The organism is Peristeroidobacter soli (assembly GCF_004138485.1).
Taxonomy (GTDB): Bacteria; Pseudomonadota; Gammaproteobacteria; order Steroidobacterales; family Steroidobacteraceae; genus Steroidobacter; species Steroidobacter soli.
Window position 1 is genome coordinate 571,029 of sequence record NZ_RYEV01000003.1, and the last position, 25,031, is coordinate 596,059.

Sequence of the window (25,031 nt, forward strand, 5' to 3'; positions counted from 1 at the left end):
GCGGCCGGGCATGGCCCTGCGCGTGGCCATCGGTTTCGCGGCGGTGGCGCTCACGGTCATCGTAGCCAACGTTTCCACCCAGCAAAGCGCCCGCGAGGCCCGGGAAAAGGTTCGTGAGCTGCTGGTTCAGCATGAGCCGTTGGTGCGCGCCACCGAGTCGCTGGCCGCCGCCGTCTCCATGTATGAACGCGCGGTGATCGACCAGAGCGAGACCAGCACCATCGCGCAACAACCGGTCAAAGCCGCCGCCCAGCGCATGACCGAAGCCGCCAACGATTATCAAGAGGCTGCCGGCCGTTTCTCCGAGTTCGATAGCCCCGCTCCCGCATTCACCGCGGAGCTCAACAATTTTCTCAAGGCGGGCGACGATCTTCTTCGCAGCAGTGTGGCGCGTCGCTCACGCATGCGTGACTGCTGGGCGCGCTTCGATACCTTGGAGACGAGCCTCAACGCCCCGCAGGCGAATGCGGTGCGCTTTGCCGGCGCGGTATTCGCGAGCGAGAAGCTGATGGATCTGTCGCGCATGCTGTCCGGCATTCGTGAGCAAGTCAGCGCCGCCGCGAGTCTGTCATCGCCGCGTTCGTTGCAGTTCATCATCGCCAGCGAGAACGCGTTCCGCTCGCGACTTCAGCAGCATTCGGCTGAGCTGGCGAAACTGCATGGCCAGCCGTGGCTCGATCAAGTGAAGGCCAACTTCAACAACGTGGTTGCCGGCCGGCGCGCCGCGTTCGAAAGCATCGAGGCATTCAACGAGCGGTCGGTGATGTTCCGCGATCACACCGCTGAGATCTCGGGCATGGTCGTCAACAAGCTGGTCGAGCCGGCACGGCGAGCGCTGGCGGATGCGGATCGACTGGCGGTGCAGGCGTCGGATCGCGCGGACAGTCAGCTCGGTTGGGCGAGTGCCGTCGCCATGCTGTTGTTGATCGGCATTGCCATTGCCACGGTCACCGGCGTGACCGCGCCGGTGCGTCGATTGACCGAAGCGACGCGGCGTTTGGCTGGAGGTGCAGTCAGAACGCGAGTGGTGCGTGGTGGTGTGCGCGAGCTGGATACGTTGGCCGAGGCGTTCAACCAAATGGCCGAGCAGCTTCAGCAGGCGCAGAACGCGGTTCGCGTGCATCAGCTGGAATTGGAAGCGCGCGTCGATGAGCGCACACGCGAGCTGAATCATCTCGCGCATCACGATCCGCTCACCGATCTGCCGAACCGCCGCCATTTGCTGGCGCATCTCGATGAAGCCCTCGACAGGGCGCGTCTGCGCAACGGCCGCCTGGCGTTGCTGTTCATCGATCTGGATAACTTCAAGACCATCAACGACAGCATGGGTCACGCGTTCGGCGACCGCGTGCTGCAGGCGGTGAGTGAGCGGTTGCGCATGAACAGTCTGTTCTCGCGCTCGTTCAGTGCCCGTTTGGGTGGCGATGAATTCACGGTTGTTTGCGAAGAAGTAAGTCAGCTAGGGGATGTCGAGAGGCTGAGCCGTTCGGTGCTGGAGGAATTCCAGCGCTCGCTGAGCGTGCATGGCCGCGAGCTAAGGATCAGCGTCAGCGTCGGCGCGTGTGTCTTCCCGGATCACGCGTCCGACTCTCATGCTTTATTGCGAGCGGCCGATTCGGCGTTGTTCCGCGCCAAGGAGTCGGGCCGCAATTGCTGGAGCCTGTACGCGCCGCAGCTGCTCGAGGCGGCGGCGTCGCGGTTCAAGGTCGAGCAGTCGTTGCGTCGGGCGGTGGAGCAGGGCGAGTTCGAACTGCTCTACCAGCCCGAAGTTTGTTTCGAAACCCTGGAGACCCACACCGTCGAGGCGCTGCTACGCTGGCGTCAGCCCGATGGCAACGTGGTGTCGCCGGCGGACTTTTTTGCGGTTGCCGAGCAGACTGGCCTGATCGCCGATATCAGCGACTGGGCGCTGCGTACGGCGATCCAGACCGCGGCAGTATGGAACAATGGCCCGTGGCCCAAGGCGCGCGTTGCCGTGAATATTTCTTCGCAGCAGCTGATGAGCGCCAGCTTCGTCACTCGCCTGCAATCGCTGCTCAATCAGTATCAGCTGCCGGCGCACTGCCTGGAAATCGAGCTGACCGAAAACGTGTTGCAGACGGGCGCGAACACCATCGCGACGTTGAAGCGGTTGCGTGATCTCGGCATCAGCATTGCACTGGATGATTTCGGTACGGGCTATTCCTCGCTCACCTCGCTGGAGCGCTTGCCGCTGACTCGCGTGAAGATCGATCGCAGCCTGGTCAGGACGATCGATACGGGCGGCCGATCGCCGGCCATCGTGCGTTCAATCATCGGCCTGTGTCATAGCCTCGGCTTGCAGGTGACGGCCGAAGGCGTCGAGCGGCCGGCGCAGCTGGGCGTGCTGCTGAACGATCGCGGCGTGCAGATCCAGGGCTATCTGGTATCCCGGCCCATCAACGCGGCGACGGTGCCGGTGTTCATCGATCAGGCCCGCGCGCATCTGGAGCAATTGATGATCGGCGCGCCCGCGCCGGCTCAGGACAACGAAAGCACGACGCGGCTACGTACTTTGCGAGCGTCGTCTGCGCGCGGCACGCGTTCTGGAAGGCCTCCCGCCGACGAGAAGTGAGGAACCGGCGCCTGCGGCGCGGAGTTTCTGCATCGTCGTCTTCCAAACAAGCCGTCCCCCGGCGCAGGGGCTGATTTCAGGTGCCGCAGAATCCTTTACCCGCACGTTTGAACGGCCCGTGGGTCACGTTGCTCACGCTCGTGCTGGTGGTCGGCATTCTGTACACGGGCAAACAAGTGTTATTGCCGATGGCGCTGGGGGTGGTGCTGGCCTTCGTGCTCACGCCGCTGGTACGCCAGTTCGACCGCATGCATTTGCCGCGCTTCGCCGGGGTGACGCTGACCATGGTGCTGGCGCTGAGCGCCGTGAGTGGCATGGGCTATGTGGTGTACGACCAGTTTGCCCAGCTGTCCGGCGAGATCAGTCAATACACCTCATCCATGCGTCGCAAGGTCGGTGAACTGCGGCTCGGGAACGACGCCGCCATCCGACAGTTCACGCGCACGCTGGATCGTGTCACGGACCAGCTGTACGACGATCCCGACCAACGCAAAGCGCAGCCGGTGCGAGTCGTGCCGCCGAAGCCGTCGCCGACGGAGCGGCTGCGCGGGTCGTTTGGCGCCATGTTCGAAACGATCGCCAGTGCATTCATCGTGGTCGTGCTGGTGGCGTTTCTCCTCGGGCAGCGCGAAGACTTGCGCGATCGTTTCATACGGCTGATCGGCGCCGGCAATGTGACGATGACCACGCGGCTCATGAACGAAGCGGCGTATCGGGTCAGTCAGTTCCTGGTGTGGCAGACGCTGATCAATCTCACGTTCGGCGTGCTGGTGGGATTGGGGCTGTACTGGATCGGGGTTCCGTATGCGGCGTTGTGGGGTGGCATCACGGCACTGCTGCGTTTCGTGCCCTACGTCGGAACGGTGTTGTCTGCGTTGATGCCGGCGCTGCTGGCGTTCGCGACGTTTCCTGGCTGGGCTGAGACGGTACAGACCCTGGCGCTGTTCCTGGGGCTGGATTTGATCACTGCCTATTTCGTCGAACCGGTGGTGTTCGGTTATCGAACCGGTGTTTCGTCGTTTGCGTTGCTGGTGTCGGCGCTGTTCTGGATCTGGGTGTGGGGGCCGGCGGGACTGCTGCTCGCGACACCGCTGACTGTATGTATCGCCGTGCTGGGGCGGCACGTGCGCTCGTTGCGTTTTCTCGCGGTCATTTTCGCGGATGAGCCGGCGTTGCAACCGCATGTTCGTTTCTATCAGCGGTTGCTGGCGCGTGATGAGGACGAAGCCAGCGTGCTGGTGAGTCGCAAACTTCAGGAGGCCGGGCCGATCGGGGTGATCGATCAGGTGCTCATGCCCACGATCACACTGGTCCTGAGTCATCGCGAGCAGACCGAAATCACCGAGGACGATGCTGCGTTCGTGCTGGATGTGGTCGCCGAGACGTTGCAGCAGCTGCCAAGTACGGCGCATGCGATGCTGCCGAGGGCAAGCATCATCGGCTTGACGGTACGCGCGCCGGCAGATGAGTTGATACTTGCGATGTTACGGACGGCCTATGGTCGTGAGCGCATCACACTCACGTCGCCGGAGCTGACGGCGGAAGAGGCCTTGCGTGCCGCCATTCGTCAGGCGCCCGCGATGATTTGTATCGCCGCTGCCGCGTCGACTCGCGGATCCGAGTTGCGAAATTATTGTCGCCGCATTCGCAGCGAGCTGCCTGACACGCGCATCGTCGTGTTACGTCCGCAATTGCCGGAGGAAGAGGCACCGCGCGCGATTGATCGCTTCCGTGAGGCGGGTGCTGACAGCCTGGTGGTTGACGTCAAGGAAGCGGTGGTCACCATCGATCGGCTGTTGCCGGCGACCGAGGAACTGGCGAGCAAGCCGCGTCCGCTCTCGGCGCACGCTTAGTCGATCAGCTGCCGTCCTCCGCCAGGCCGAGCATCGCCGAATCGCTCAAGGGGGCGATTCGCGCCAGCCAGCCATCGACCTTCTGCGGCTCGCCCGTCTCGAGCCAAGAGAACACCACGTTGTGCCACAGGATTCGCTGCACGTAGTTGCGGGTCTCGTTATAGGGAATGTTTTCGACCCAGACATCGGGGTCGAGCGATTCCGAAGGCATCCAGCGCGCGGCGGCGTTCGGACCGGCGTTGTAGCCCGCCAGGGCGACGATGGTTTGACCGCCAAACTTATCCACCAGTCCCCGCAGATTGGCCGCGCCCAGCGGCACGTTGATCACAGGGTTGAACAGATCGTCGGGTGAGGGGCGCGGCTTCTTCCACTTGCTGGCTGTGCGACGCGCGGTCTCCGGCAACATTTGTAACAGGCCGCGCGCGCCAGCCGACGATTGCGCGTCCCGGCGATACAAGCTTTCCTGCCGCATCACGCTGTAGATGAGTTGCGGCGGCAGGCTAGTCAGTTTCGCGGCGGACAAGACTTCCGCGTCGTACGGCTGCGGATACAACAGCTCGTAGTCATTGAACACTTTCTGCTGACTCGCAGTGGCGATGGCCTGATCGTAATAGCCCCAGCGCGCGGCGAGATGAATGGACTGCTTGCGGGCCGAGTCCATCAATTGATCGAAGCCGAATGCCCATTCGCTGTTCGCTTGATTGCGCATGTCGCTCATCAACAGCTCACGCGCGCGCACCATCGGCGGCAGCTGTTCCATGCGGTTGACCTGCGCCTGATCCAACACCAGCTTTTCCGGATGGGGTGCCACCGGCCGATCGAGCCGCGCGCCAGCCATGATGGAATAGAAGTTGTCGTCGATCAGCACGGACTCATACAGCTCGCGCGCGAGTTTCGGATCGCCGGTCTTCTCGGCGGCGCGCGCCGCCCAGTAACGCCAGCGAGCCAACGCGCGCTGTTGATCGGGCATGGCCGCGATGATGTTGCCGACGAGTTTCCAATCGCCTGCCCACAGCGCGGCGCGGGCGTGCCACTCGCGAGCGACCTCGTCGAAATCTTTCAGCTGCACCCGCTTGAAGTAGTCGAGTGCTTCGGTGCGCCGACTCCAGGCCAGGCCGAGCCCCAATGCCAGCGCGTACGGGCTGGCGGTCTCTTCGGTGAGCTTGCGAGCGCGGACAAAATTTTCGTAGCGACGCATGGCGCCGTCGCTGTCGGCGCGAACCAGCCGCGACCAGCCGGCGAGCTGCGCTTTGGGTTCGACTTCCAGCGCAGGCGACGCGATCAACGCATCGATCTGTTTCTGCGGATTCTCCAGCAGCGCGGCCCATCGCAGCAGCGGCGCGGCCCGATCGGGCGGCAAGCCGGTGGCGATTTGTTTCGCGAAGCCCGGATTGTTGTTTTCGAGCGCGCGCCGCACGCGTTGCTCGACCAGGTCCGGCGTCAGCGCGTTCTGAGCGCGCATCCATGCAAACGCCTGTTCGCAGTCTGGCAGGCTGGTGGGAGTGAGCCACTGACGCGCGACGTCTAGCGACAAGTCCTGCGTCTGACCCAACGCGATGCGAGCGGTGAAGCTGTGACAGCGCAGTGAATCACTGGCTGAATCATCTTTGTAATACTTCAGGAACGGCTGCCACTGCTGACGGGCAGCGAGACTCGTCAACCAGGCGCCACGCACGTCGCGCCCGACGGGTTCGCGTTCATAGTAGGAGATGAAGGTCTCGGCGCTCTGATCGGCGGGGCCGAGGTCATTTGTTGCCACCGACAGGGCTCGTTTGATACGCGCGGCCTGCAGGTACGGATACAAGGGGTAGCTGCGCAGCGCCTCGCTGTCCTTTTTCCCGTCGCTGGGCTGCGTGCTTGCTTCGGCGTACGCGTCTTTGAAAACGTCGCGGGTGTGCTTGAACGGGTCTTTGGCGGCGAGCGCCGTGCCGCCAGTCAGCGACAGCGCGGTCAGAGCGAGCAACGACGATTTCATCAGCCGGAATCGATTCATGGCGTCAGATTAATGGCAAATGCCGCGCCTGACCATTGCGGGAGCTGGCGCGGCGGAGCGACGGAGCACACCGCATCAGAGGAACCCTACGGCCGGGCGCAACGTTCCGGCCGCATGGACTGGTATGTCGCATTGGGCGGTCACCACACCACGCTGCCGCCGCTGGAAACCACGCTGCGCGTGCTGGCAGCGGTGGTGGTCGGTGCCCTGATCGGGCTGGATCGCGAGCTGCGTAACAAGCCGGCCGGTCTGCGCACCCATATTTTGATATCGCTGGCGGCCGCTTTGTTCACTGTGATCGCCTTCGAAATCCATATTCAGTTCGCCGGCGGCGACAGCTCCAAGACGGCCGATCCGGTTCGTATCATCAACGCAGTGACCGCCGGGGTCGCGTTTCTGGCCGCGGGCGCGATCATCCAGAGTCGCGGCAATGTGCATGGCCTGACAACGGGCGCCAGCATGTGGCTGGCGGGCGCGCTCGGCACGTCATGCGGAGCGGGTTACTACTTCGTCGCCCTGGTCGGCATCGTGCTGGCGCTCACGGTGCTGGTGGCGGTGTCGAAGCTGGAACGGTGGATGAACACCAAACCCGATTCGGAGCAGCGGGATAAGGATGTCCCTAGTTGAGACGGGGCCGCTCGTGTAACGTGCGCGCCCGTGAACGCCGCTGTTACCTCCGAGCCGCCGCGATACATCGACTGGTACGAGTCGCCGGTCGGGCCGCTGATTGCCAGTGCAACCGACAGCGCGCTGTGTAGCCTGTCGTTCTGCGATGCCGAGCGACTGGAAGAGCGGCTGCAGGAACTGCGGCACCAGTACGGGGCGCCGGTTCGAGGTGGCGACAGCGCGGTGCTGAGCGATCTAAGAGTGCAGCTCGCGGAATATTTCGCGGGTCGGCGCCGGGATTTCGAGCTGCCGCTGAGCGCAGCCGGCACGCCGTTCCAGGAGCGGGTGTGGGCGGCCCTTTGCGAGATTCCCCATGGCGAGACCTGGTCGTATCTGCAGCTGGCCGTGCGTATCGGTGACGCGCTGGCGACCCGCGCGGTCGGGTATGCGAATGGCGCGAATCCCATCGCCATCGTCATTCCCTGCCATCGGGTCATCAACGCCGATGGCGGCGAGGGGGGCTACGGCGGCGGGCTGTGGCGCAAACGAATTCTGCTGGATCTGGAACGGGGTCAGGGCTGTTTAGCGCTGTGACGGGGTTGTGAGCGCCGGTTCAGCCGCCATATAGGCGTTCAGGATGAACATTTGGTAACACGTCGCGCCGGAACTCGCACCGGGACGATGCGACTAATCAGTAAGCTGATGCGGACGAGGTAGTAAAGCATGTCCTTCAAGCCTGCCAATACATCATTGTGGTCGAAGGCGGCGGCGGCGCTGGCGCTGACGGCCGCGCTGTTCGCGGCCGGTTGTGCCACCACCTCCGGCCCCAAGACCCGGATCGACTACGACAAATCGGCCGACTTTTCGGTGTATCGGACTTACGGATTCCCGAAGGAAACCGGCACCGATCGCGGCGGTTATTCGACGCTGGTGACCAGCTACCTGAAGAGCGCCATGTCGTCGCAGATGGAAGCCCGCGGTTACAAATACAGCGAGGATCATCCGGACCTGCTGGTGAACTTCTACATGAACACCCGCGAGCGCACCGAGATCCGCCCGGACGCCCGCGCGTCGGTGGGCTATGGCTATTACGGCTATCGCTACGGCCTGTACAACGCCTGGCCGATGTATGACGAAGACCGCACGGTCACGTACAAGGTCGGCACGTTGAACCTCGACATCGTCGATGCCGAGAAAAAGCAGTTGGTGTGGGAAGGCGTGGCCGAAGGCCGCGTCAGCGAAGAAGAGCTGCAGAATCCCAAGGTCGCCATCAATGGCGTCGTGACCGAGCTGATGCGTCAGTATCCCGGCCGGCCGAACATGTAACCTGTCCTTTCCAGCCGACCGTCAGCTCGTGCTGTCGGTCGGCGCGTCCGCGCCGCCGTTATCTGATGTGCCCGCTGAGCATCGAGTCCATCTGCTCGGCGCTGAGCTCGATCTCGATTTCGATGGTGTCGTCGTCGAGTGCCGGGTCCGGCATCGGATCGGCCGGCGACAGCACCGCGCCGTCGTTGTTGGCGGCCGGCAGCGGCTTGAGCAGGGGATCGAACTCGCAGATGTCGTCGACTTCGATTTCGGTGCTGGGGGAGAGCGGGGCGACGGAGGAGGGATCCGTCAGCTCCTGGGCGGTGAGATCGATGGAGATCTCGGCGATCGGATTCATGAATTCACGCCCTCATTCGACTTCGACGCCCTGAATGCTGCCAGAGCCGCGCGGGTCGAGCCTGCAACGCAGTTCACACACGGGAGTCGCGAGGATCATGAAATCCGGCGACTTACCGTAATCCCGCGATTATGACCGTCGCCTGTGACCGTTCTGGAACCATTCCAGGGCGTCGTTCATTGGGCCGCGATGACAACGATTCCCATGCCCGACCCGCACGCGATCGCTGTCATGCTCCTGACCCTGGTCGCGCTCTATCTGTTCTCGCGCGACTCTCTGCCCATCGAAACTTCCAGCCTGCTGGTGGTGGCGGCCCTCGCCATCGGCTTCAGCGTGTTTCCGTATCGGCCGCCGGAGGGTGGCGAGCTGGATCCCATCCGATTCTTCGCGGGCTTCGGCAACGAGGCGCTGATTGCGATTTGCGCCCTGGTGATGGCAAGTCAGGGGCTGGTCGCCACCGGAGCGCTGGCACCGATCGGGCGCGTCGTGCATCGGGTGTGGCAGATCAGTCCGATCCTGGCCATGGGGGTCGTGATCCTGGTGACGGCGGTCGTCAGCGCGTTCATGAACAACACGCCCCAGGTCGTGTTGATGATCCCGATCCTCACGGCCGTGGCCATGCGCTCGGGCATGTCGCCGTCGAAGCTGCTCATGCCCATGACGTTCGCGTCGCAGATCGGCGGGATGGGGACGCCGATCGGCACGTCGCTGAACCTGCTGGTGATCGGCAGCGCGGCCAGTCTCGGCGTCGAGCGATTCCATATGTTCGACTTCATTGCGCCGGCGTCCCTGGCGGCGATTCCCGGATTGCTGTTCCTGTGGCTGGTCGCGCCGCGACTGCTGCCTGACAAGCAGCCGGCATTCGTGAATGCCTCGCCGCGCATTTTCGATGCGCAGCTGCATATCACCGAGACCAGCCCGGTCGCGGGCAAGACACTGGCGGATGCGAAGAAGCTCACGCAGGGCGAAATGGCCGTCGTGTCGGTGCGGCGCTCGGCGGATCTGGTGATTACGCCGTTGCCGGATGTGATCTTGCGGCCCGGTGACCAATTGTCGGTGCGCGATACGTCGGAACAGCTGATGGAATATTCGCGCGTTCTCGGTGCGACGCTGTTTTCCGGCGATGTGCGCGTCGACGCGGAACATCCGATCACAGCGCCGGATCAGCAGACGGCCGAGTTGGTGCTGACACCGGCTTCACCGTTGCGAGATCGCACGCTGGCCCAGGCCAACTTCGATTGGCATTACCAACTGATCCCGCTGGCGGTTCATCGGCCCGGTGAAGAGCAGGCGCTGAGTCCGGCGACGCCGCTGCGAGATGTGCGGCTGGGCGTCGGCGACGTGTTGCTGGTGCAGGGACCGGCGGAACAGATCGAAGCGCTCAAACAACGCAGCGAAATGCTGGTGCTCGACGCCACGAGCAATGTGCCGCTGACCGCCAAGGCGCCGCTGGCGCTGGGCATCATGGCGGGCATCGTCCTGATCGCGTCGTTGCGAATCGCACCGGTCGCCATCGCCGCGATTTGCGGCGTGCTGGTGATGGTGACGACGGGATGTTTGAAGTGGCGTCATGCGACGCGGGCCCTGGACTCGTCGATGATTCTGTTGACGGTGGCGAGTCTGGCGTTGAGTCTGGCGCTGGTGACGACCGGCGGTGCTGCCTTCATCGCGCAAGTCGGTGCCGTGCTGGCGAAGTCCATGCCGCCGCTGGCCGTGTTGAGTGCGACGATGCTGTTCATGGCGATCATGAGCAGCGTGATTTCCAACAGCGCCGCGGCGGTCATCGGCACGCCGATCGCGATCGAGTTGGCGCGTCAGCTGGGTCTGGCGCCCGAGCCGTTCGTGCTGGCGGTGATGTTCGGCGTGAACATGGGCTTCGCGACGCCCATGGCCGATAACTGCAACTTGCTGGTCTATAGCGCGGGTGGCTATTCCTTCGGGGATTTCCTGCGTGTCGGTCTGCCGCTGACCTTGATCATGTGGCTGGCACTGACCTGGGTCCTGCCGCATTTCTACCCATTGGGGTGATCCCACGCAGCTGCGCAGGATCGGGCAAGAATCCGCCAGCTTCGCCTAACGCTCAGCTAAGTCTGCCGGGGCAAGATAGCTGCCATGCGCCTCATTGGTTGGGTGTTGTTATTGGGAGTTGTCGCTATGAGCGCGGCCTACGGCAATCGACCTGCTTCTTCCTCGAGTCAGTTTCGCGACGGTCAATTTCACAATGTCACGACGCCCAAACAGCCGGGCGGCTGGCAGATCGTGAAGTTGTGGTGGCAGTTCATGTTCAAGGACGCGAGCCGGACCGTGCCGCCCGAGGCGCTGCCCGTGACGCCGCTGACGCGGGAGCACTTGGATCAGGCGCCGGATGGCTCGATCTATCGGCTCGGGCATTCGACCGTGCTGCTGAAATTGAACGGCAAATTCTGGCTGACCGATCCGGTGTTCTCCGAGCGCGCCTCGCCGGTGCAATGGGCCGGGCCGAAACGTTTCCTGCCGACACCGATCTCGTTCGAGGAGTTGCCGCCGCTGGCCGCGGTGATTCTGTCGCACGATCACTTCGATCATCTCGATCGCGACACGGTGCTGAAGCTGCAGGCCAAGACGAATAAGTTTCTGACGCCGCTCGGTGTCGCCGATCATCTGATCGAGTGGGGCATTCCCGCCGGCAAGACGCATCAGCTGGATTGGTGGCAGACGATCGAGGTGGACGGGATTCAGTTCACCGCCACGCCGGCCCAGCATTTTTCCGGGCGCAGCATGTTTACCAAGAATCCGACGTTGTGGGCGTCGTGGTCCATCTACACCGGTACGCATCGCATCTTCTTCAGCGGCGACACGGGTTATTTCGACGGCTTCGCCGAGATCGGCCGGCGTCACGGGCCGTTCGATCTGACCTTGCTGGAAGCGGGCGCGTACGACAAGCAATGGGAGGGCGTGCACATGCTGCCCGAGCAGGTCATGCAGGCGCATAAGGATTTGCAGGGCGACTGGTTGCTGCCGATTCACAACGCCACGTTCGACCTGGCGTTCCATGCGTGGGACGAGCCGATGGAAAAGATGTTGGCGCTGTCGGCGCAGCACGGTGTTCGTCTCACCATGCCGCGTATCGGAGAGCCGGTCCGCCTGGATCATTACCAGTCGGCCCAAGCGTGGTGGCGTTTGAAGCCGCAACGTCGGCCCAGCAACGTGCCCGCAACAGCGACTTCATAGCCGACCTCGACCAGCGGGCCTTCGGCCCGCTGCCGCGATTGCAGCTTCGATCCTGCCGCATCGTGTGAACCCGGCGACGGCGCGCTGCCTCTAAAACCGGCGGGCACCGTCAGGGTTTGCGGCTAGACTGCGCGCTTCCTGACACTCGGGGATGCGGGTCGGCATGGGCGCGGCGAAGGACTCTCTCTCGATCGGCGAAGCGCGACGAGTCGCAATAGCGGCCCAACAATTCCTGGGCGGCGGCAGTGCGCCACGCAGTGGCAAGGCGTTCGCGGAGATCGTGCGGCGCCTGGGCGTCGTGCAGATCGATTCAGTCAATGTCCTGGTCCGTTCGCACTATCTGCCGATATTTTCCCGGCGCGGTCACTACAAGAGCACGCTGCTCGAGCGCGCGGCTTATGACGATCGACTGTTGTTCGAATACTGGGGCCACGAAGCTTCGTTGCTCCCCGTCGAATCGTATCCATTGTTCCGCTGGCGCATGGACGATGCGCGCAACGGCGTCGGCACGTGGGGCCGGCTCAAACGCTATGCGAACGATCACCAGGATCTGGTGAAAGCCGCGCTCGATCAGATTCGCGAGCGGGGTCCGCTGGGCGCGAGTGAATTGACCGGCGCGGGCAAATCCAAAGGCAGCTGGTGGGGCTGGAGCGAGGGCAAGGAAATCCTCGAGTGGCTGTTCTGGATCGGGGACGTGACCACCGCGCGCCGGCGCAACTTCGAGCGCATCTACGACCTGCCCGAACGCGTGTTGCCCGAGGCGCCGCGAAATGCGCCTGTGCCTTCACGAGAGCACGCCCAGCGCGAGCTGACGATGATTGGCGCCAGAGCCATGGGGGTGGCAACGGCGCGCGACCTGCGCGATTACTTCCGGCTTCCGGCGAAGGAAGCGGCGGCGCGGCTGGGTGAGCTGGTGGAAGAGGGCAAGCTGGTGCCTGTCAACGTGGAAGGCTGGAAGCAGCAGGGTTATTTGCATCACGAAGCGAAGCTTCCGCCGGCGGGCAAAGTCGCCGATATCGCGGCGCTGTTATCGCCGTTCGATTCATTGATCTGGGAACGTCAGCGCACGCAACGGCTGTTCGATTTTCATTTTCGCCTGGAGATCTACACGCCGAGTCACAAGCGTTTGCATGGTTACTACGTGCTGCCGCTGCTGCTGGGCGAGCGCATCGTCGGACGCGTCGATCTGAAATCGGAACGGCAGAGCGGGGTGTTGCAAGTGAAGGGTGGCAGCGTCGAGCCGGGGATCAAACCGGAGAGGGCAGTCGAGCCGCTGGCGAAACAGTTGAGCGAGTTGGCCGCCTGGCTGGGGTTGGAGAGTTACGCGGTCACAACTCGAAAAGGTGAACTCATGCGCGAACTCAAGAAGCTGAAGTCGCGCTGAATAAAGGTGACTGTGGCTTCAGCCCCCGCCGCGGACCGACCAGCCGAACACGCACATCACGATGAACAGTGTCAGATAAAACAACACGCTCATTGCCGCCCACTCCAATCTCCCGTCTTGTCGAAAAAACGCGAGGCGGGGGTGGTCGGTTCCCGTTGTAGAAAATGCGTATTCTGCCCTCGGGCCCAAAAAACAAAGCCCCCGTGAGGGGGCTTTGTCAGCTCACCAAAGAAAGCTGAACTTTAGTTCTAGTCATCCATCAGGAAGCTGCGCAGCTGCTCGCTGCGGCTCGGATGACGCAGCTTGCGCAGCGCCTTCGCTTCGATCTGACGAATGCGCTCGCGCGTCACGTCGAACTGCTTGCCCACTTCTTCCAGCGTGTGGTCGGTATTCATGTCGATACCGAAACGCATCCGCAGGACCTTCGCTTCGCGCGGCGTCAGGCCGGCGAGAACGGAGTGCGTGGTCTCGCGCAGGGATTCCATCGTGGCGGAGTCGATCGGCGAGTCCACCGAAGTGTCCTCGATGAAATCGCCAAGGTGCGAATCCTCGTCGTCACCGATCGGCGTTTCCATGGAGATCGGCTCCTTGGCGATCTTGAGCACGCGGCGGACCTTGTCCTCCGGCATTTCCATGCGCACCGCCAGCTCTTCCGGCGTCGGCTCGCGACCCATCTCCTGCAGCATCTGCCGCGAAATGCGGTTCAGCTTGTTGATGGTCTCGATCATGTGCACCGGGATACGGATGGTGCGTGCCTGGTCGGCGATCGAACGCGTGATGGCCTGGCGAATCCACCAGGTCGCATAGGTCGAGAACTTGTAACCGCGACGGTATTCGAACTTGTCGACGGCCTTCATCAAGCCGATGTTGCCTTCCTGGATCAGGTCGAGGAATTGCAGGCCGCGGTTGGTGTACTTCTTCGCGATCGAGATCACCAGACGGAGGTTGGCTTCCACCATCTCCTTCTTGGCGCGGCGGGCCTTGGCTTCGCCCACGGCCACTTCGCGGTTGATCTCTTTGACTTCCGCGATCGTCAGGTGCACGCGCTCCTCGAGCGACATCAGCTTCTTCTGCTGCTTCTCGATCTCTTCACGCAGACGCGCGAGCGCGGCCGAGTGCTTGCGCTTGGCGCGGATGTGCTTGTCGAGCCACTTGGTGTTGGTCTCGTTCTTCGGGAAGGTCGAGATGAAATCCTTGCGCGGCATGCCGGCATCGCGCACGCACAGGATCATGATCTGCTTCTCGAGGTTGCGGATCTCGGCGACGTTGTCGCGCAGCTGCACGATCAGCGCGTCGAACATCTTCGGCGACAGCTTGAGCTCCATGAACTCGCCGGCGACCTTCTTGCGCAGCTTGACCGACTTCGGGTCCTTGCCGGTCTTGTCCTCGGCCATGGCCTTGAGCACCTGCTGGTGCCCCTTGGCGATGGATAGGAAGCGGCGCGCGGCCTCTTCCGGATCCGGACCGGTCTCGAGGGTCTCTTCGTCCTCGCTGTTGCCGTCGCCTTCCTCGTCCTCGGTCTCTTCCTCAGCCGGCGCGGCAGCCGCCGCCAGTTTCGGATTGACCGGCGCGGCGATTTCGTCCGGCGCGTTCGGGTCGATGAAGCCGGTGATGATGTCGACCAGGCGGCCCTGACCGGCCTTCACCTGCTCATACTGGTTGAGCATGAAGTTGTAGGTGAGGGGATAGCTGGACAGCGCACCCCGCACCGTGTCCAGGCCTTCCTCGATGCGCTTGGCGATACGGATTTCGCCTTCGCGGGTCAGCAGCTCGACCGTGCCCATTTCGCGCATGTACATGCGGACCGGGTCGGTCGTGCGGCCGAATTCGGCGTCGACCGTGGCGAGCGCGGCCGCGGCTTCTTCGGCGGCCTCCTCGTCGGCGACTACCGGCTCGGCCAGCAACAGGGCTTCGGACTCCGGTGCCTTCTCGTACACCGTGATGCCCATGTCGTTAATCATGTTGACGATATCTTCGATCTGTTCCGGATCGACGATTTCGCTGGGCAGATGGTCATTGACCTCGACGTACGTCAGGTAGCCCTGCTCCTTGCCACGGGCAATCAGCAGCTTCAATTGCGATTGACGCTCATCGGCGATCTGCGCCGGTTCCTTTTTTGCTGCCAAGGTTTTGCTCAAGTCGGGGCCCTCACGTGCTGTCGGGGGTGGGCGGGCTTAAAAAGACCGCGCAGTGTACTTTGATCGTTTTCCGGGCGCTAGGTTCGCGTTCACGCACCATTATCGACCGGAGGTTTACGGGCCAGCAGCCCCTGTAACTCGGCCTTTTCCGCATCGGTCCGGTCCGTCTTCTTTAACAAAAAGTCGGTTCGAAGCCGCGCCGCCTCCTCGCCAAGCCGCTGGACTGCGTCGACCAGCTCCCTGGCGGCGCCGGCGGCATCGACCAGGCACTCCTGAGCGGCCAATTTCGCCAGGTGCTCAACATCGGGGCGGTCCCGCCAGCGTTCAAGCAGCGCTCCTGTGTTAGCGCATGGCCGGCGGCCTAGTTCCTCGATCAAATCGATCAACAAGGCGATTCCCGGCCTTGCCAGCGTGGCCAGGGCCGGATTCAACACGACTTTGTCGGCAATTTGCGGGTAATGCACCAATAAAGAGATCGCCTGACGGACCAGATTGCGCCGGCCCGCCTGAACCTGCGGCCGGGCCGGGGTACGTGCCGGCTCCACGGTCGCGGGTTTCGTTTCCGCGCCCTCACCTAACATAGACGTCAAACGACCGCTTTTCAGGCCCACGGTTTTCGCAACTTCGTCGGCCAGCAATTCACGGAATATTCCGGCGGGGATGCGCTCGAGCAATGGTCGTGCCAGGGCCCCCAGCTGAGCCCGTCCGTCGATGCTGCGGATATCGACCTGCGCGCTCAGCTGATTGATGAAATATTCAGACAACGGCAGCGCCTGTTTGATCCGGGCCTCGAACGCTTCGCGGCCTTCCTCGCCGACCAGGGTGTCCGGGTCGTGGCCCTCGGGCAGAAACAGGAACCGGATCTGACGGCCCTCGCGCACCTGACTCAGCGAATTCTCCAGCGCCTTCCACGCGGCCGCCCGGCCGGCGCGGTCGCCGTCGAAACAGAACGTCACTTCGTTACAGATGCGGAACACGCGTGCCAGATGCTCCGGGGTCGTGGCCGTGCCCAGCGTGGCCACGGCATAAGTGATGCCAGCCTGATGAAGACGAACCACATCCATATAGCCTTCAACGATCAACAGCCGGGTCAGGGTTCGGCTCGCCTGCCGGGCTTCATATAAGCCATAAAGCTCCCGGCCTTTGTGAAACAGTTCCGTTTCCGGCGAGTTCATATACTTCGGCTCGCCCTTATCGAGCACTCGCCCGCCGAAACCGATGGTGCGCCCGCGCGCATCCCGGATCGGGAACATCACCCGATCCCGAAACCGGTCGTAATGACCTGAACGGTTGTCCCGCTCGATGATCATTCCCGTCTGCAGCAGCCGCTGCCGTTCGGCGTCGCTGCCACCCAATAGCTTGAGTACCGAGTCCCAGGCATCCGGGGCGTATCCGAGGCCAAAAGTCAGGGCCGTTTCGCCGGTGATACCACGGGCCTTGAAATAGTCCTTACCGCGATCCGTGTTCATCAACTCGCTGCGGTAGAAACCCGCGGCTTTCTCCAATGTCGCGAACAATGCATCCGAGGGCGGCGGCCGCTGGCCCGGGGTTTGCTCGCGCGGCACTTCGACGCCGATCCGGTCCGCCAGTTCCTCGATCGCGTCGACGAAGCCCATGTTGTCGTGCTTCATCAGGAAGCCGAGCGCGTTGCCGTGCTCGCCGCAGCCGAAGCAGTGATAGAAGTTCTTGTCCGGGACCACGGTGAACGACGGTGTCTTCTCGCCATGGAACGGGCAGCAGCCCTTGTATTCCTTGCCGTGCTTTTTCAACGGCACGCGGCTGCCGATCAGCTCGACCAGGTCGACCCGGGTGATCAGATCTTCGATGAAATGTTTGGGGATGAGGCCGGACACGAATACAAGAGTATGCGCGGCGACGGGGCCGGCATAGAGCCCGGTTGTCTCAGCCGCCGAGCTTGGCCTTCAGCTTGGCACTGGCACTGGCCATGTCGGTGCGACCCTGCGCCTTCTGCTTGAGCAGCGCCATGGCCTTGCCCATTTCCTTGATGGACGTGGCGCCGGCTTCGGCGATGGCCTGGGCGATCAGGGCGTCGACTTCCGCCTCGCTGAGTGCTTCAGGCATATAGACCTGCAGCAGGTCGATTTCCTTCTGTTCCTTGGCGACCAGGTCCTCGCGACCGCCGCTCTGGAACTGCGCGATGGATTCCTTGCGCATCTTGATCATCTTCTCGATCACGGCCAGCACCTGGGTGTCGTCGAGCTGAATGCGCTCGTCGACTTCGCGCTGCTTGATGGCGGAGGTGATCATCCGGATGGTGCCGAGGCGCTCGCTGTCCTTGGCCTTCATCGCCGTCTTCATGTCTTCGGTGATGCGGTCTTTGAGTGAGGACATGGCGGCTATCGAACTTCGGCGGGGAGGGGAATCGGCGGGGACGGGGCTTGCGGCCCCATCCCGGAGACAGATCTATCAGTAAGCGCGGACGCGAGCCGGGCCGCGGCTGCTGCCGTCGCGGGTGACGCGCTTCATGTGGCGCTTCACGGCGGCGGCCTTCTTGCGTTTACGTTCCTGAGTGGGCTTTTCGTAGAATTCCCGGCGGCGCAGTTCCGTCAGGACCCCGGCCTTTTCGCAGGCGCGCTTGAAGCGCCGCAAGGCGGCATCGAAGTACTCGTTTTCTCGGACGCGAACGCTCGGCATTACTAACCTCGGAATGTGAACACGGCCCGCTTCGGTCGATTCGAGCCGACGACGAGCGCCGAAGACTGGCGTCGGGGTCGAGGACGAAACGAGACGGGGACGATTGAGAGCGCGGCAGTCTAATGGCCCGCGCGGGGAAAAGCAAAATTCCCGGGCTTCCGGCCGCCCGGGGCACGATCGCGGCCCGTTTTTGCCGCTTGGGGGTTAAGCTTCGCGCCCCCAAAGTTGGCTTTTGGGCATTTTCCTACGCAACCCGCCCTACGCAGTTCAAGTGAAAGTCCTCGGCATCGAAACCTCCTGCGACGAGACCGCCGCCGCCGTTTACGACGGCGAACGCGGGCTGCTGTCCCATGCCCTCTATAGCCAGGTCCAGCTGCACGCCATTTACGGCGGCGTCGTGCCTGAACTGGCGTCGCGCGACCATGTGAAGAAGCTGCTGCCGCTGGTTCAGCAGGCGCTGGCCGAGGCGAAAATCGAGGCGGATCAGCTGGATGGCGTCGCCTACACCGCCGGCCCGGGCCTGGTCGGGGCATTGCTGGTAGGCGCTTCGGTGGCGCGCAGCCTGGCGTTTGCCTGGGGCAAGCCGGCGGTTGGAGTCCATCATTTAGAAGGACATTTGCTGGCCCCCATGCTGGAGACCGCCGCGCCGGACTTTCCGTTCCTGGCGCTGCTGGTGTCGGGGGGCCATACCTTGCTGGCCGAAGTGCGCGGCTTGGGGGAGTACCAGATCATCGGATCGTCGCTGGATGATGCCGCCGGGGAGGCCTTCGACAAGACGGCCAAGATGCTCGGCCTGCCGTATCCCGGCGGCCCGGCGCTGGCCAGGCTGGCGGATACGGGCAAGCCCGGCGGCTTCGACTTCCCGCGCCCCATGCTCGACCGGCCGGGGCTGGATTTCAGCTTTAGTGGGTTGAAGACCGCGGTGGTGGTCGCGATTCGCGGCCGGCAGCTCGATGAACAGACGCGCGCCGACGTTGCTTATGAGTTTCAGCAGGCTGTGGTCGAAACGCTGGTCGCCAAATGCGCGCGCGCCGCGAAGCAGACGGGGCTGAAGACGTTGGTCGTTGCGGGCGGTGTGGGTGCGAATCGACGGTTGCGCGCGGAGCTGCAGGCGTTGGGTGAGAAGCGCGGCTTGCGAGTGTTATATCCGCGCCCGGAGTTTTGCACCGACAACGCAGCGATGATCGCGTACGCTGGTTATCGCCGGCTCGCGGCGGGCGAGCACGACGACCTGAAGATTCGCGCCACCGCGCGCTGGCCGCTCGATACGCTGCGCAACCCTTCCGTCATTGGTCATTAGTCATTTCTCAATGGACAAGATCTTTCTTTCCCAGCTCAGCGTTGAATGCATCGTCGGCATTTGGGATTGGGAACGGCGCGTCAAACAGACCGTCATCATCGATGTCGAGATGGCCGCCGATATCCGCAAAGCCGCGGCGACCGATCACATCGACGACACGATCGATTACAAACGAGTCGCCAAGCGATTGCTGTCGTTCGTGGGTGAGTCGCAGTACCAGCTCGTGGAGACCCTTTGCGAGGCGATTGCGCGAGTGATCGTGACGGAGTTTGGCGTGGCGTGGGTAAAGGTGCGGCTGAACAAGCGTGGCGCGATTCGCGGCGCGAAAGATGTCGGTATCGAGATCGAGCGGCGCGCGGAGGATTACGCCGGCGTGGCAGTGGCGCAGCAGACTCAGCCATGACGAATAACTCAGCCACTGATTTAAAAGAGAAGACTTGCGCGCTGGCACGGAAAGGAGCCGCCGCTGCTGAACCGTTGAACAACGCAGTCTTCTCAGCTGTTCGGAAAGGAGCCGCTGCTGAGCCGTTGAACAACACGGTCTTCGCAGCTGTTCGGAGAGGAGCCGCTGCTGAGCATCTGAGCAAGGGGTTCTTCATGTCGGCTGGGAAGGGCACGGCCGGTGGGCATAGGGCGGCTTGTTTGAACGGGCGGCGGGCATGACGGCCGTTTATGTAGCGGCCGGCAGCAATGTCGAGCCGGAGCGATATTTGTCGGTGGCGTTACGCGCGCTGGCCGCGACCTTCGGGCCGCTGACGTTGTCGCCGGCTTACAAGAACAAAGCCGTGGGATTCGAGGGCGCGGACTTCATTAATCTGGTTGTCGGCTTCGGCACGCAAGAGCCGGTTGCCGAAGTCCGGCAGCAATTGCAGAAAATCGAAGCCGTCTGCGATCGCCCGCCGGGCGCGCCGAAGTGGGCGCCGCGGACCATGGATCTCGACATCCTTCTCTTTGGCGATCTGATCAGTAACGACCCTGGCCTGATCATTCCTCGGCCCGATCTGCTGAAGCGACCGTACATGCTCAAGCCGATGGCCGACATAGCGCCCGACGTCCAACATCCGGCGCTGGGCAAAACGATGCGCGAGCTCTGGGAGACCTTTCCGGGGCGCGGCGACCATCAGATGGTCGAGGTGCTGCTCGGTGGCGAGCCTACCAACCCACACTCCGCCCCCCGTCGACAGCCAGAATCTGGCCGGTGACGAACGGCGCGTCCTTCGCGAAGAACAGGGCCGTGCGCACGATGTCCGGCGGCGAGCCGCTGCGTTTGAGCAACGTCTTATCGATGATTTCCTGTTTCACCGTTTCATCCAAGCCGCCCTCGGGCCACAAGATCGGCCCGGGCGCGATGCCGTTGACCCGCACTTCCGGCCCCAGCTCGCGCGCCAACGAACGCGTAAGCATTACCAGTCCGGCCTTGGCGGTGGAATAAACAGGATGCTGTGGCAGCGGGCGCTGGGCGTGGATGTCGATCATGTTGATGATCAGACCCTGCGTTTCCTTGAGCGCCGGCGCGGCGGCCTGCGACAGGAACAGCGGCGCGCGCACGTTGGTGCCCATCAGGTCGTCCCACTGCTTGCCCGTGACAGTCCCGAGCGGAGTGGGATAAAACGACGAGGCGTTGTTGATCAGCACGTCGAGGCGGCCGAACGCGCGCGTGGTTCGTTCGACCAGCGACGACAGTGCCTCGAGGTCGAGCAGATCGGCGGTGGCGCAGATGGCCGAGCCGTCGCGGCGGGCGTTCAGCTCGTCACGCAACTGTTCCGCTTCGCCGGCCGAACGGTGAAAATGAATGCAGACGTTGGCGCCCTCGGCATGAAAGCCGCGGGCCAATGCCGCACCGATGCGGCGGGCCGCGCCGGTGATCAGCACCGAACGCTGGGCGAGTGCGTTGGAAGTGTCCATGCAGGTATGGTGAACGAACGGATGATTGCTGCAAGTCCGGCGGATTTGTCGGGGCAGGGCGCTTGAGCGTCCCGTCGTCGCTGCCAGCTTTGACGCCGGAGGAATCGGCGCACAGCGAGCGGCTGGTCCAGCGCATCCGCGAGGCTATCGATGCCGCCCGCGGCTGGATCAGCTTCGAGCGCTTCATGGAGATGGCGCTCTATGAACCGGGCCTCGGCTACTACAGCGCCGGCTCGACCAAGCTGGGCAGCGAAGGCGATTTCGTCACCGCGCCGGAAATCTCTCCGCTGTTCAGTCGCTGCCTCGCCAATCAGTGCGCGCAGGTGCTGGAGACCGTCGCGGGCGGTCACATTCTCGAGCTGGGGGCCGGCTCCGGCGTGATGGCCGCCGACGTGCTGACCGAGCTCGACCGACAACAGCGGACGCCGGATCGATATCTGATCCTCGAAGTCAGCGCCGACCTGCGCGAGCGGCAGCGCGCCTTGTTACAGCGCCGCCTGCCGCATTTGATGGATCGCATCGAATGGCTGGACCGTCTGCCGGAAGACTTTCGCGGCGTGCTGCTAGCGAATGAAGTGCTCGACGCGCTTCCCATCCAGCGGTTCCGGATTCGCGGCCTGCACGTGAATCAGCTGGGCGTCACGTGGCAGCTCGGCCGGCTCGACTGGTCCGAGGTTCATGCCGACGCCAGCCTCGAATCGAAAGTCCGCGAGATCGAATTCAACCTGGGCGAGCCGTTTGCCGACGGCTACACCTCCGAGCTCAATCTTCGCTTGCAGCCCTGGATTGCCGGCATCGCCGCCGCAATGAAAGAAGGCGCGGCCTTCTTCATCGACTATGGATTGCCGCGACGACAGTTCTACGCGGCGAGTCGCAGCACCGGCACGATGCTGTGTCACTTCCGCCATCGCTTCCATGACGATCCGCTCATCAACGTCGGCGTGCAGGACATCGGCGCGTGGGTGGACTTCACCGCGGTCGCTGAAGCGGCCGTCGCGGCTGGCATGAGTGTCGCGGGTTACACGACTCAGGCGCACTTCCTCATCGGCAACGGCATCGAGCAGTTCCTCGCGCCGAAGGACGATGACGAGCTGGCGTCGCGATTGCAGATGGCGCGGCAGGCGATGCTATTGACGCTGCCCGGTGAGATGGGCGAGCGCTTCAAGGTCATCGGCCTCACCAAAGGCGTCGACCTGCCGTTGCGTGGCTTCAGTGTGCGGGATCTCGCGGCGTCGCTTTAGTTTCGTACTGACGCTTCAGCTCTTTCAGCGCATGCACGCGCTTGTCGTGCAGCCGCTTCGCGATCTCGAAACCTTGCAGCCCCTCGCGTTCTTCCGCGCTCAACGTCGTGCTGGCAGCCGCTTCGCGCGCGCGGCGAAGATATTCCGACTGCGGATAGTCGCGCTCCTCGAGTCCTTTGCGGCCGCGAGCATCCGCCTCGCACGCGAGCAGAAATTGTTCGAATCGCGCCGGTCGACGGAAGGCGTCGAGACTTTCCAGCAGTTCGAGCACCGTATTGGGGCGCAGCTCGACGACCTTATGCATGTGCAGGTGATACCGGGAGACCAGCACACCCAGCTCGCGATACGCATTGGGAATGCGCAAGCGATCGCACAGCTCCTCGACGATGCCGACGCCTCTTTCCTCGTGCGCAACGTGTCTCGGCAACTCGTGGGTCGGCGTTGTCGCCTTGCCCAGATCGTGAACCAGCGCGGCGAATCGAACCACCGGGTCTTCGGTCAGCTGGGTGGCTTGATCGAGCACCATCATGGTGTGCACGCCCGTATCGATTTCGGGATGCCATTGTTCCGGTTGCGGGACGCCGAACAGCGCATGGATCTCAGGGAAGATCACTGGCAACGCATTCCCTTCGCGCAGCACTTCGAAGAACTGTCGCGGCGCGGGCATTTCCAGCGCGCGCTGCGTTTCCTGCCACACGCGTTCCGACACCAGTGCATCGAGTTCACCGCGGGCCGCGATGTCTCTCAGCAGCTCCATCGTTTCGGGGGCAACTCGAAATCCCAGCGGCGCAAAGCGGGCCGCGAATCGCGCCAGGCGCAGCACTCGAACCGGATCTTCGACGAACGCGGGAGACACATGCCGCAGCCACCGCTCTTGCAGATCGCGTTGACCGTGGAAGGGATCGACCAGCTGGCCGGTCGCCTCGTCCCGCGCGATGGCGTTGATGGTCAGGTCGCGGCGTTCGAGATCCTGCTCCAGCGTCACGTCGGGCGAGAACATGGTGTCGAAGCCGCGATAGCCCGGTCCCGTTTTGCGCTCGGTGCGTGCCAGCGCGTACTCCTCGCCGGTTTGCGGATGGAGGAATACCGGGAAGTCCTTGCCCACGGGCTTGAAGCCCTGATCCAGCAATTCTTCGGGGCGCGCGCCCACCACGACCCAGTCGCGCTCACGCACGGCCAGGCCGAGCAGCTCATCGCGGACCGCGCCACCGACCAGATAAATCTTCATACTGTCCATCGCACTTCGATGCCGGCATTTTGTCTCACTTGACCCGGTGGGACAAAATATCCGCCACCGTGAGCCGATTCCCGTAACGAGCGATGCCCCGAACGGACCACACTTCGAGCTTCCTTTGCCGCCTCTGCCGGCTGTTCATCCTGCTGGCGGCGTCGTTGTCGACGGGCGGTTGCTACCTGATGCAGGCCGCCACCGGCCAGATGGAGCTCACCTCGAAGCGTCAGCCCATCGCCAAGCTGCTGACCGACGAGCGGACGCCCGAGAAGTTGCGCGGCCGGCTCGAATACGTATCCGCTGCACGCACGTTCGCTTCCCGAGAGCTCGGGCTGCCGGATAACGACAGCTATCGCAGCTATGCCGATGTGGGCCGACCGTACGTCGTATGGAACGTGTTCGCGACCGACGAGTTCTCGGTACAGCCCAAGCGCTGGTGTTTTCCGATTGCCGGCTGCGTCGTCTATCGAGGCTACTTCAAAGAAGACAACGCGCAGAGCTATGCCCGTGGCTTGCGATTGCGCGGCAGCGACACGGCGGTTGGCGGTGTGGCGGCGTATTCGACGCTCGGTCATTTCAAAGATCCGGTGCTCAACACCATGCTCGGCTGGAGCGATTTGCAGCTGGCATCGACGTTGTTTCATGAGTTGGCGCATCAGGTCGTGTATGTGCCCGGTGACTCGGAGTTCAACGAAGCGTTCGCGACAGTGGTCGAGGAGGCAGGCTTGCAGCGCTGGCTCGCGTCGCGTGGTCGACTGCAAGACCTCGATGCTTGGAATGAACAGCGCGATCGAAACGCTCAGTTCGTGGCACTGCTGTTACAAACGCGCGAGCGCCTCGACGCGCTGTATCGATCCGACCTGCCCGACGATCAGAAGCGCGATCGCAAACAATATGAGTTCGGTGTCTTGAAGCTGGAGTACGCGCAGCTCAAGACGGAACAGTGGGAAGGGTATCGTGGCTACGACGCATGGTTCAGTCGCACGCTGAACAACGCTCATCTGGTGTCGGCCGCGACGTACTACGGATGTGTGCCGGGGTTGCGCCGAGTGTTGCAAGCCGTGGACGGCAATCTGCCGCTCTTTTATGACAAGGCTCGCGAGCTGGCCAAAGAAACAAAAGAGGCGCGGACCGCGGCTGTGTGCGCGGACCAGACTCCAGCTCCCGTCGCGACGGCCACCCACTGAGCGCGGCACTAGTTTCTCCGCTCATGCGTCGGCAAATTTCTGAGCCGGCGCATGTGAAATATACATCGTATT

21 protein-coding genes are annotated in these 25,031 nt (G+C 63.1%); 13 read left to right on the forward strand and 8 right to left on the reverse strand.

Annotation, left to right across the window (positions count from 1 at the left end):
* Positions 1 to 10 precede the first annotated feature (10 nt).
* Positions 11 to 2,593, forward strand: coding sequence for a putative bifunctional diguanylate cyclase/phosphodiesterase (locus tag EKO19_RS11350; protein WP_175597031.1), 2,583 nt, complete (start codon positions 11 to 13; stop codon positions 2,591 to 2,593).
* 80 nt (positions 2,594 to 2,673) lie between these two features.
* A complete protein-coding gene (locus EKO19_RS11355) occupies positions 2,674 to 4,446 on the forward strand; it encodes an AI-2E family transporter (RefSeq protein WP_129776533.1) in 1,773 nt (590 codons plus the stop codon).
* Between the two features lie 4 nt (positions 4,447 to 4,450).
* On the opposite strand, the gene EKO19_RS11360 is transcribed toward EKO19_RS11355, so the two are convergent.
* On the reverse strand, positions 4,451 to 6,421 hold the full coding sequence (locus EKO19_RS11360) for a lytic transglycosylase domain-containing protein (protein WP_175597032.1): 1,971 nt from the start codon (positions 6,419 to 6,421) through the stop codon (positions 4,451 to 4,453).
* 132 nt (positions 6,422 to 6,553) lie between these two features.
* On the opposite strand from EKO19_RS11360, the gene EKO19_RS11365 reads away from it, so the two are divergent.
* The 3 genes from EKO19_RS11365 to EKO19_RS11375 all read left to right on the forward strand — a co-directional run bounded on the left by EKO19_RS11365 (position 6,554) and on the right by EKO19_RS11375 (position 8,371).
* Positions 6,554 to 7,066, forward strand: coding sequence for an MgtC/SapB family protein (locus EKO19_RS11365; RefSeq protein ID WP_129776535.1), 513 nt, complete (start codon positions 6,554 to 6,556; stop codon positions 7,064 to 7,066).
* Between the two features lie 30 nt (positions 7,067 to 7,096).
* Positions 7,097 to 7,639: a methylated-DNA--[protein]-cysteine S-methyltransferase gene (locus EKO19_RS11370; protein ID WP_246038875.1), complete on the forward strand. Its 543-nt coding sequence runs from the start codon at positions 7,097 to 7,099 to the stop codon at positions 7,637 to 7,639.
* A 129-nt stretch (positions 7,640 to 7,768) separates the two neighbouring features.
* Positions 7,769 to 8,371 (forward strand): DUF4136 domain-containing protein, encoded by a 603-nt coding sequence (locus EKO19_RS11375; protein ID WP_129776536.1) that lies wholly within the window; start codon positions 7,769 to 7,771, stop codon positions 8,369 to 8,371.
* A 58-nt stretch (positions 8,372 to 8,429) separates the two neighbouring features.
* Here EKO19_RS11375 and EKO19_RS11380 read toward each other — a convergent pair whose 3' ends face one another.
* A complete protein-coding gene (locus EKO19_RS11380; protein ID WP_129776537.1) occupies positions 8,430 to 8,708 on the reverse strand; it encodes a hypothetical protein in 279 nt (92 codons plus the stop codon).
* 204 nt (positions 8,709 to 8,912) lie between these two features.
* Here EKO19_RS11380 and EKO19_RS11385 point away from each other — a divergent pair, with 204 nt between their 5' ends.
* From EKO19_RS11385 to EKO19_RS11395, 3 genes are all read left to right on the forward strand, one after another.
* Positions 8,913 to 10,736, forward strand: a complete 1,824-nt coding sequence (locus EKO19_RS11385) for an SLC13 family permease (RefSeq protein WP_217705262.1) — start codon at positions 8,913 to 8,915, stop codon at positions 10,734 to 10,736.
* 84 nt (positions 10,737 to 10,820) lie between these two features.
* Positions 10,821 to 11,918, forward strand: coding sequence for an MBL fold metallo-hydrolase (locus EKO19_RS11390; protein WP_129776539.1), 1,098 nt, complete (start codon positions 10,821 to 10,823; stop codon positions 11,916 to 11,918).
* 163 nt (positions 11,919 to 12,081) lie between these two features.
* Positions 12,082 to 13,302, forward strand: coding sequence for a winged helix-turn-helix domain-containing protein (locus EKO19_RS11395; RefSeq protein ID WP_129776540.1), 1,221 nt, complete (start codon positions 12,082 to 12,084; stop codon positions 13,300 to 13,302).
* Positions 13,303 to 13,550: 248 nt separating this feature from the next.
* Here EKO19_RS11395 and rpoD read toward each other — a convergent pair whose 3' ends face one another.
* The 4 genes from rpoD to rpsU all read right to left on the reverse strand — a co-directional run bounded on the left by rpoD (position 13,551) and on the right by rpsU (position 18,095).
* Entirely contained in the window at positions 13,551 to 15,440 is a 1,890-nt protein-coding gene (gene rpoD / locus EKO19_RS11400; protein WP_322095740.1) for an RNA polymerase sigma factor RpoD, read from the reverse strand.
* A gap of 89 nt (positions 15,441 to 15,529) precedes the next feature.
* Positions 15,530 to 17,293, reverse strand: a complete 1,764-nt coding sequence (gene dnaG, locus EKO19_RS11405; protein ID WP_129776541.1) for a DNA primase — start codon at positions 17,291 to 17,293, stop codon at positions 15,530 to 15,532.
* 49 nt (positions 17,294 to 17,342) lie between these two features.
* Positions 17,343 to 17,792, reverse strand: a complete 450-nt coding sequence (locus tag EKO19_RS11410) for a GatB/YqeY domain-containing protein (RefSeq protein WP_129776542.1) — start codon at positions 17,790 to 17,792, stop codon at positions 17,343 to 17,345.
* Positions 17,793 to 17,867: 75 nt separating this feature from the next.
* Complete coding sequence (gene rpsU, locus EKO19_RS11415) at positions 17,868 to 18,095, reverse strand: 30S ribosomal protein S21 (protein WP_129776543.1); 228 nt, start codon at positions 18,093 to 18,095, stop codon at positions 17,868 to 17,870.
* 271 nt (positions 18,096 to 18,366) lie between these two features.
* Here rpsU and tsaD point away from each other — a divergent pair, with 271 nt between their 5' ends.
* From tsaD to folK, 3 genes are all read left to right on the forward strand, one after another.
* Positions 18,367 to 19,395: a tRNA (adenosine(37)-N6)-threonylcarbamoyltransferase complex transferase subunit TsaD gene (gene tsaD, locus EKO19_RS11420; RefSeq protein ID WP_129776544.1), complete on the forward strand. Its 1,029-nt coding sequence runs from the start codon at positions 18,367 to 18,369 to the stop codon at positions 19,393 to 19,395.
* Positions 19,396 to 19,405: 10 nt separating this feature from the next.
* Positions 19,406 to 19,798, forward strand: coding sequence for a dihydroneopterin aldolase (folB, locus tag EKO19_RS11425; protein ID WP_129776545.1), 393 nt, complete (start codon positions 19,406 to 19,408; stop codon positions 19,796 to 19,798).
* A 256-nt stretch (positions 19,799 to 20,054) separates the two neighbouring features.
* Positions 20,055 to 20,597 carry a 2-amino-4-hydroxy-6-hydroxymethyldihydropteridine diphosphokinase gene (gene folK, locus EKO19_RS11430; protein WP_129776546.1) on the forward strand — a complete coding sequence of 181 codons (543 nt, stop codon included), beginning with the start codon at positions 20,055 to 20,057 and terminating at the stop codon, positions 20,595 to 20,597.
* Here the strand turns inward: folK and EKO19_RS11435 are convergent.
* Complete coding sequence (locus tag EKO19_RS11435) at positions 20,548 to 21,300, reverse strand: pteridine reductase (protein WP_129776547.1); 753 nt, start codon at positions 21,298 to 21,300, stop codon at positions 20,548 to 20,550. The genes folK and EKO19_RS11435 overlap by 50 nt on opposite strands.
* Positions 21,301 to 21,362: 62 nt before the next feature.
* Here EKO19_RS11435 and EKO19_RS11440 point away from each other — a divergent pair, with 62 nt between their 5' ends.
* Positions 21,363 to 22,541 carry a class I SAM-dependent methyltransferase gene (locus EKO19_RS11440; RefSeq protein WP_217705265.1) on the forward strand — a complete coding sequence of 393 codons (1,179 nt, stop codon included), beginning with the start codon at positions 21,363 to 21,365 and terminating at the stop codon, positions 22,539 to 22,541.
* Here EKO19_RS11440 and EKO19_RS11445 read toward each other — a convergent pair.
* Positions 22,510 to 23,769: a multifunctional CCA addition/repair protein gene (locus tag EKO19_RS11445; RefSeq protein WP_129777361.1), complete on the reverse strand. Its 1,260-nt coding sequence runs from the start codon at positions 23,767 to 23,769 to the stop codon at positions 22,510 to 22,512. The two genes, EKO19_RS11440 and EKO19_RS11445, sit on opposite strands and share 32 nt — an antisense overlap.
* A gap of 92 nt (positions 23,770 to 23,861) precedes the next feature.
* On the opposite strand from EKO19_RS11445, the gene EKO19_RS11450 reads away from it, so the two are divergent.
* Positions 23,862 to 24,959, forward strand: a complete 1,098-nt coding sequence (locus EKO19_RS11450; protein WP_129776548.1) for an aminopeptidase — start codon at positions 23,862 to 23,864, stop codon at positions 24,957 to 24,959.
* Positions 24,960 to 25,031: the final 72 nt, after the last annotated feature.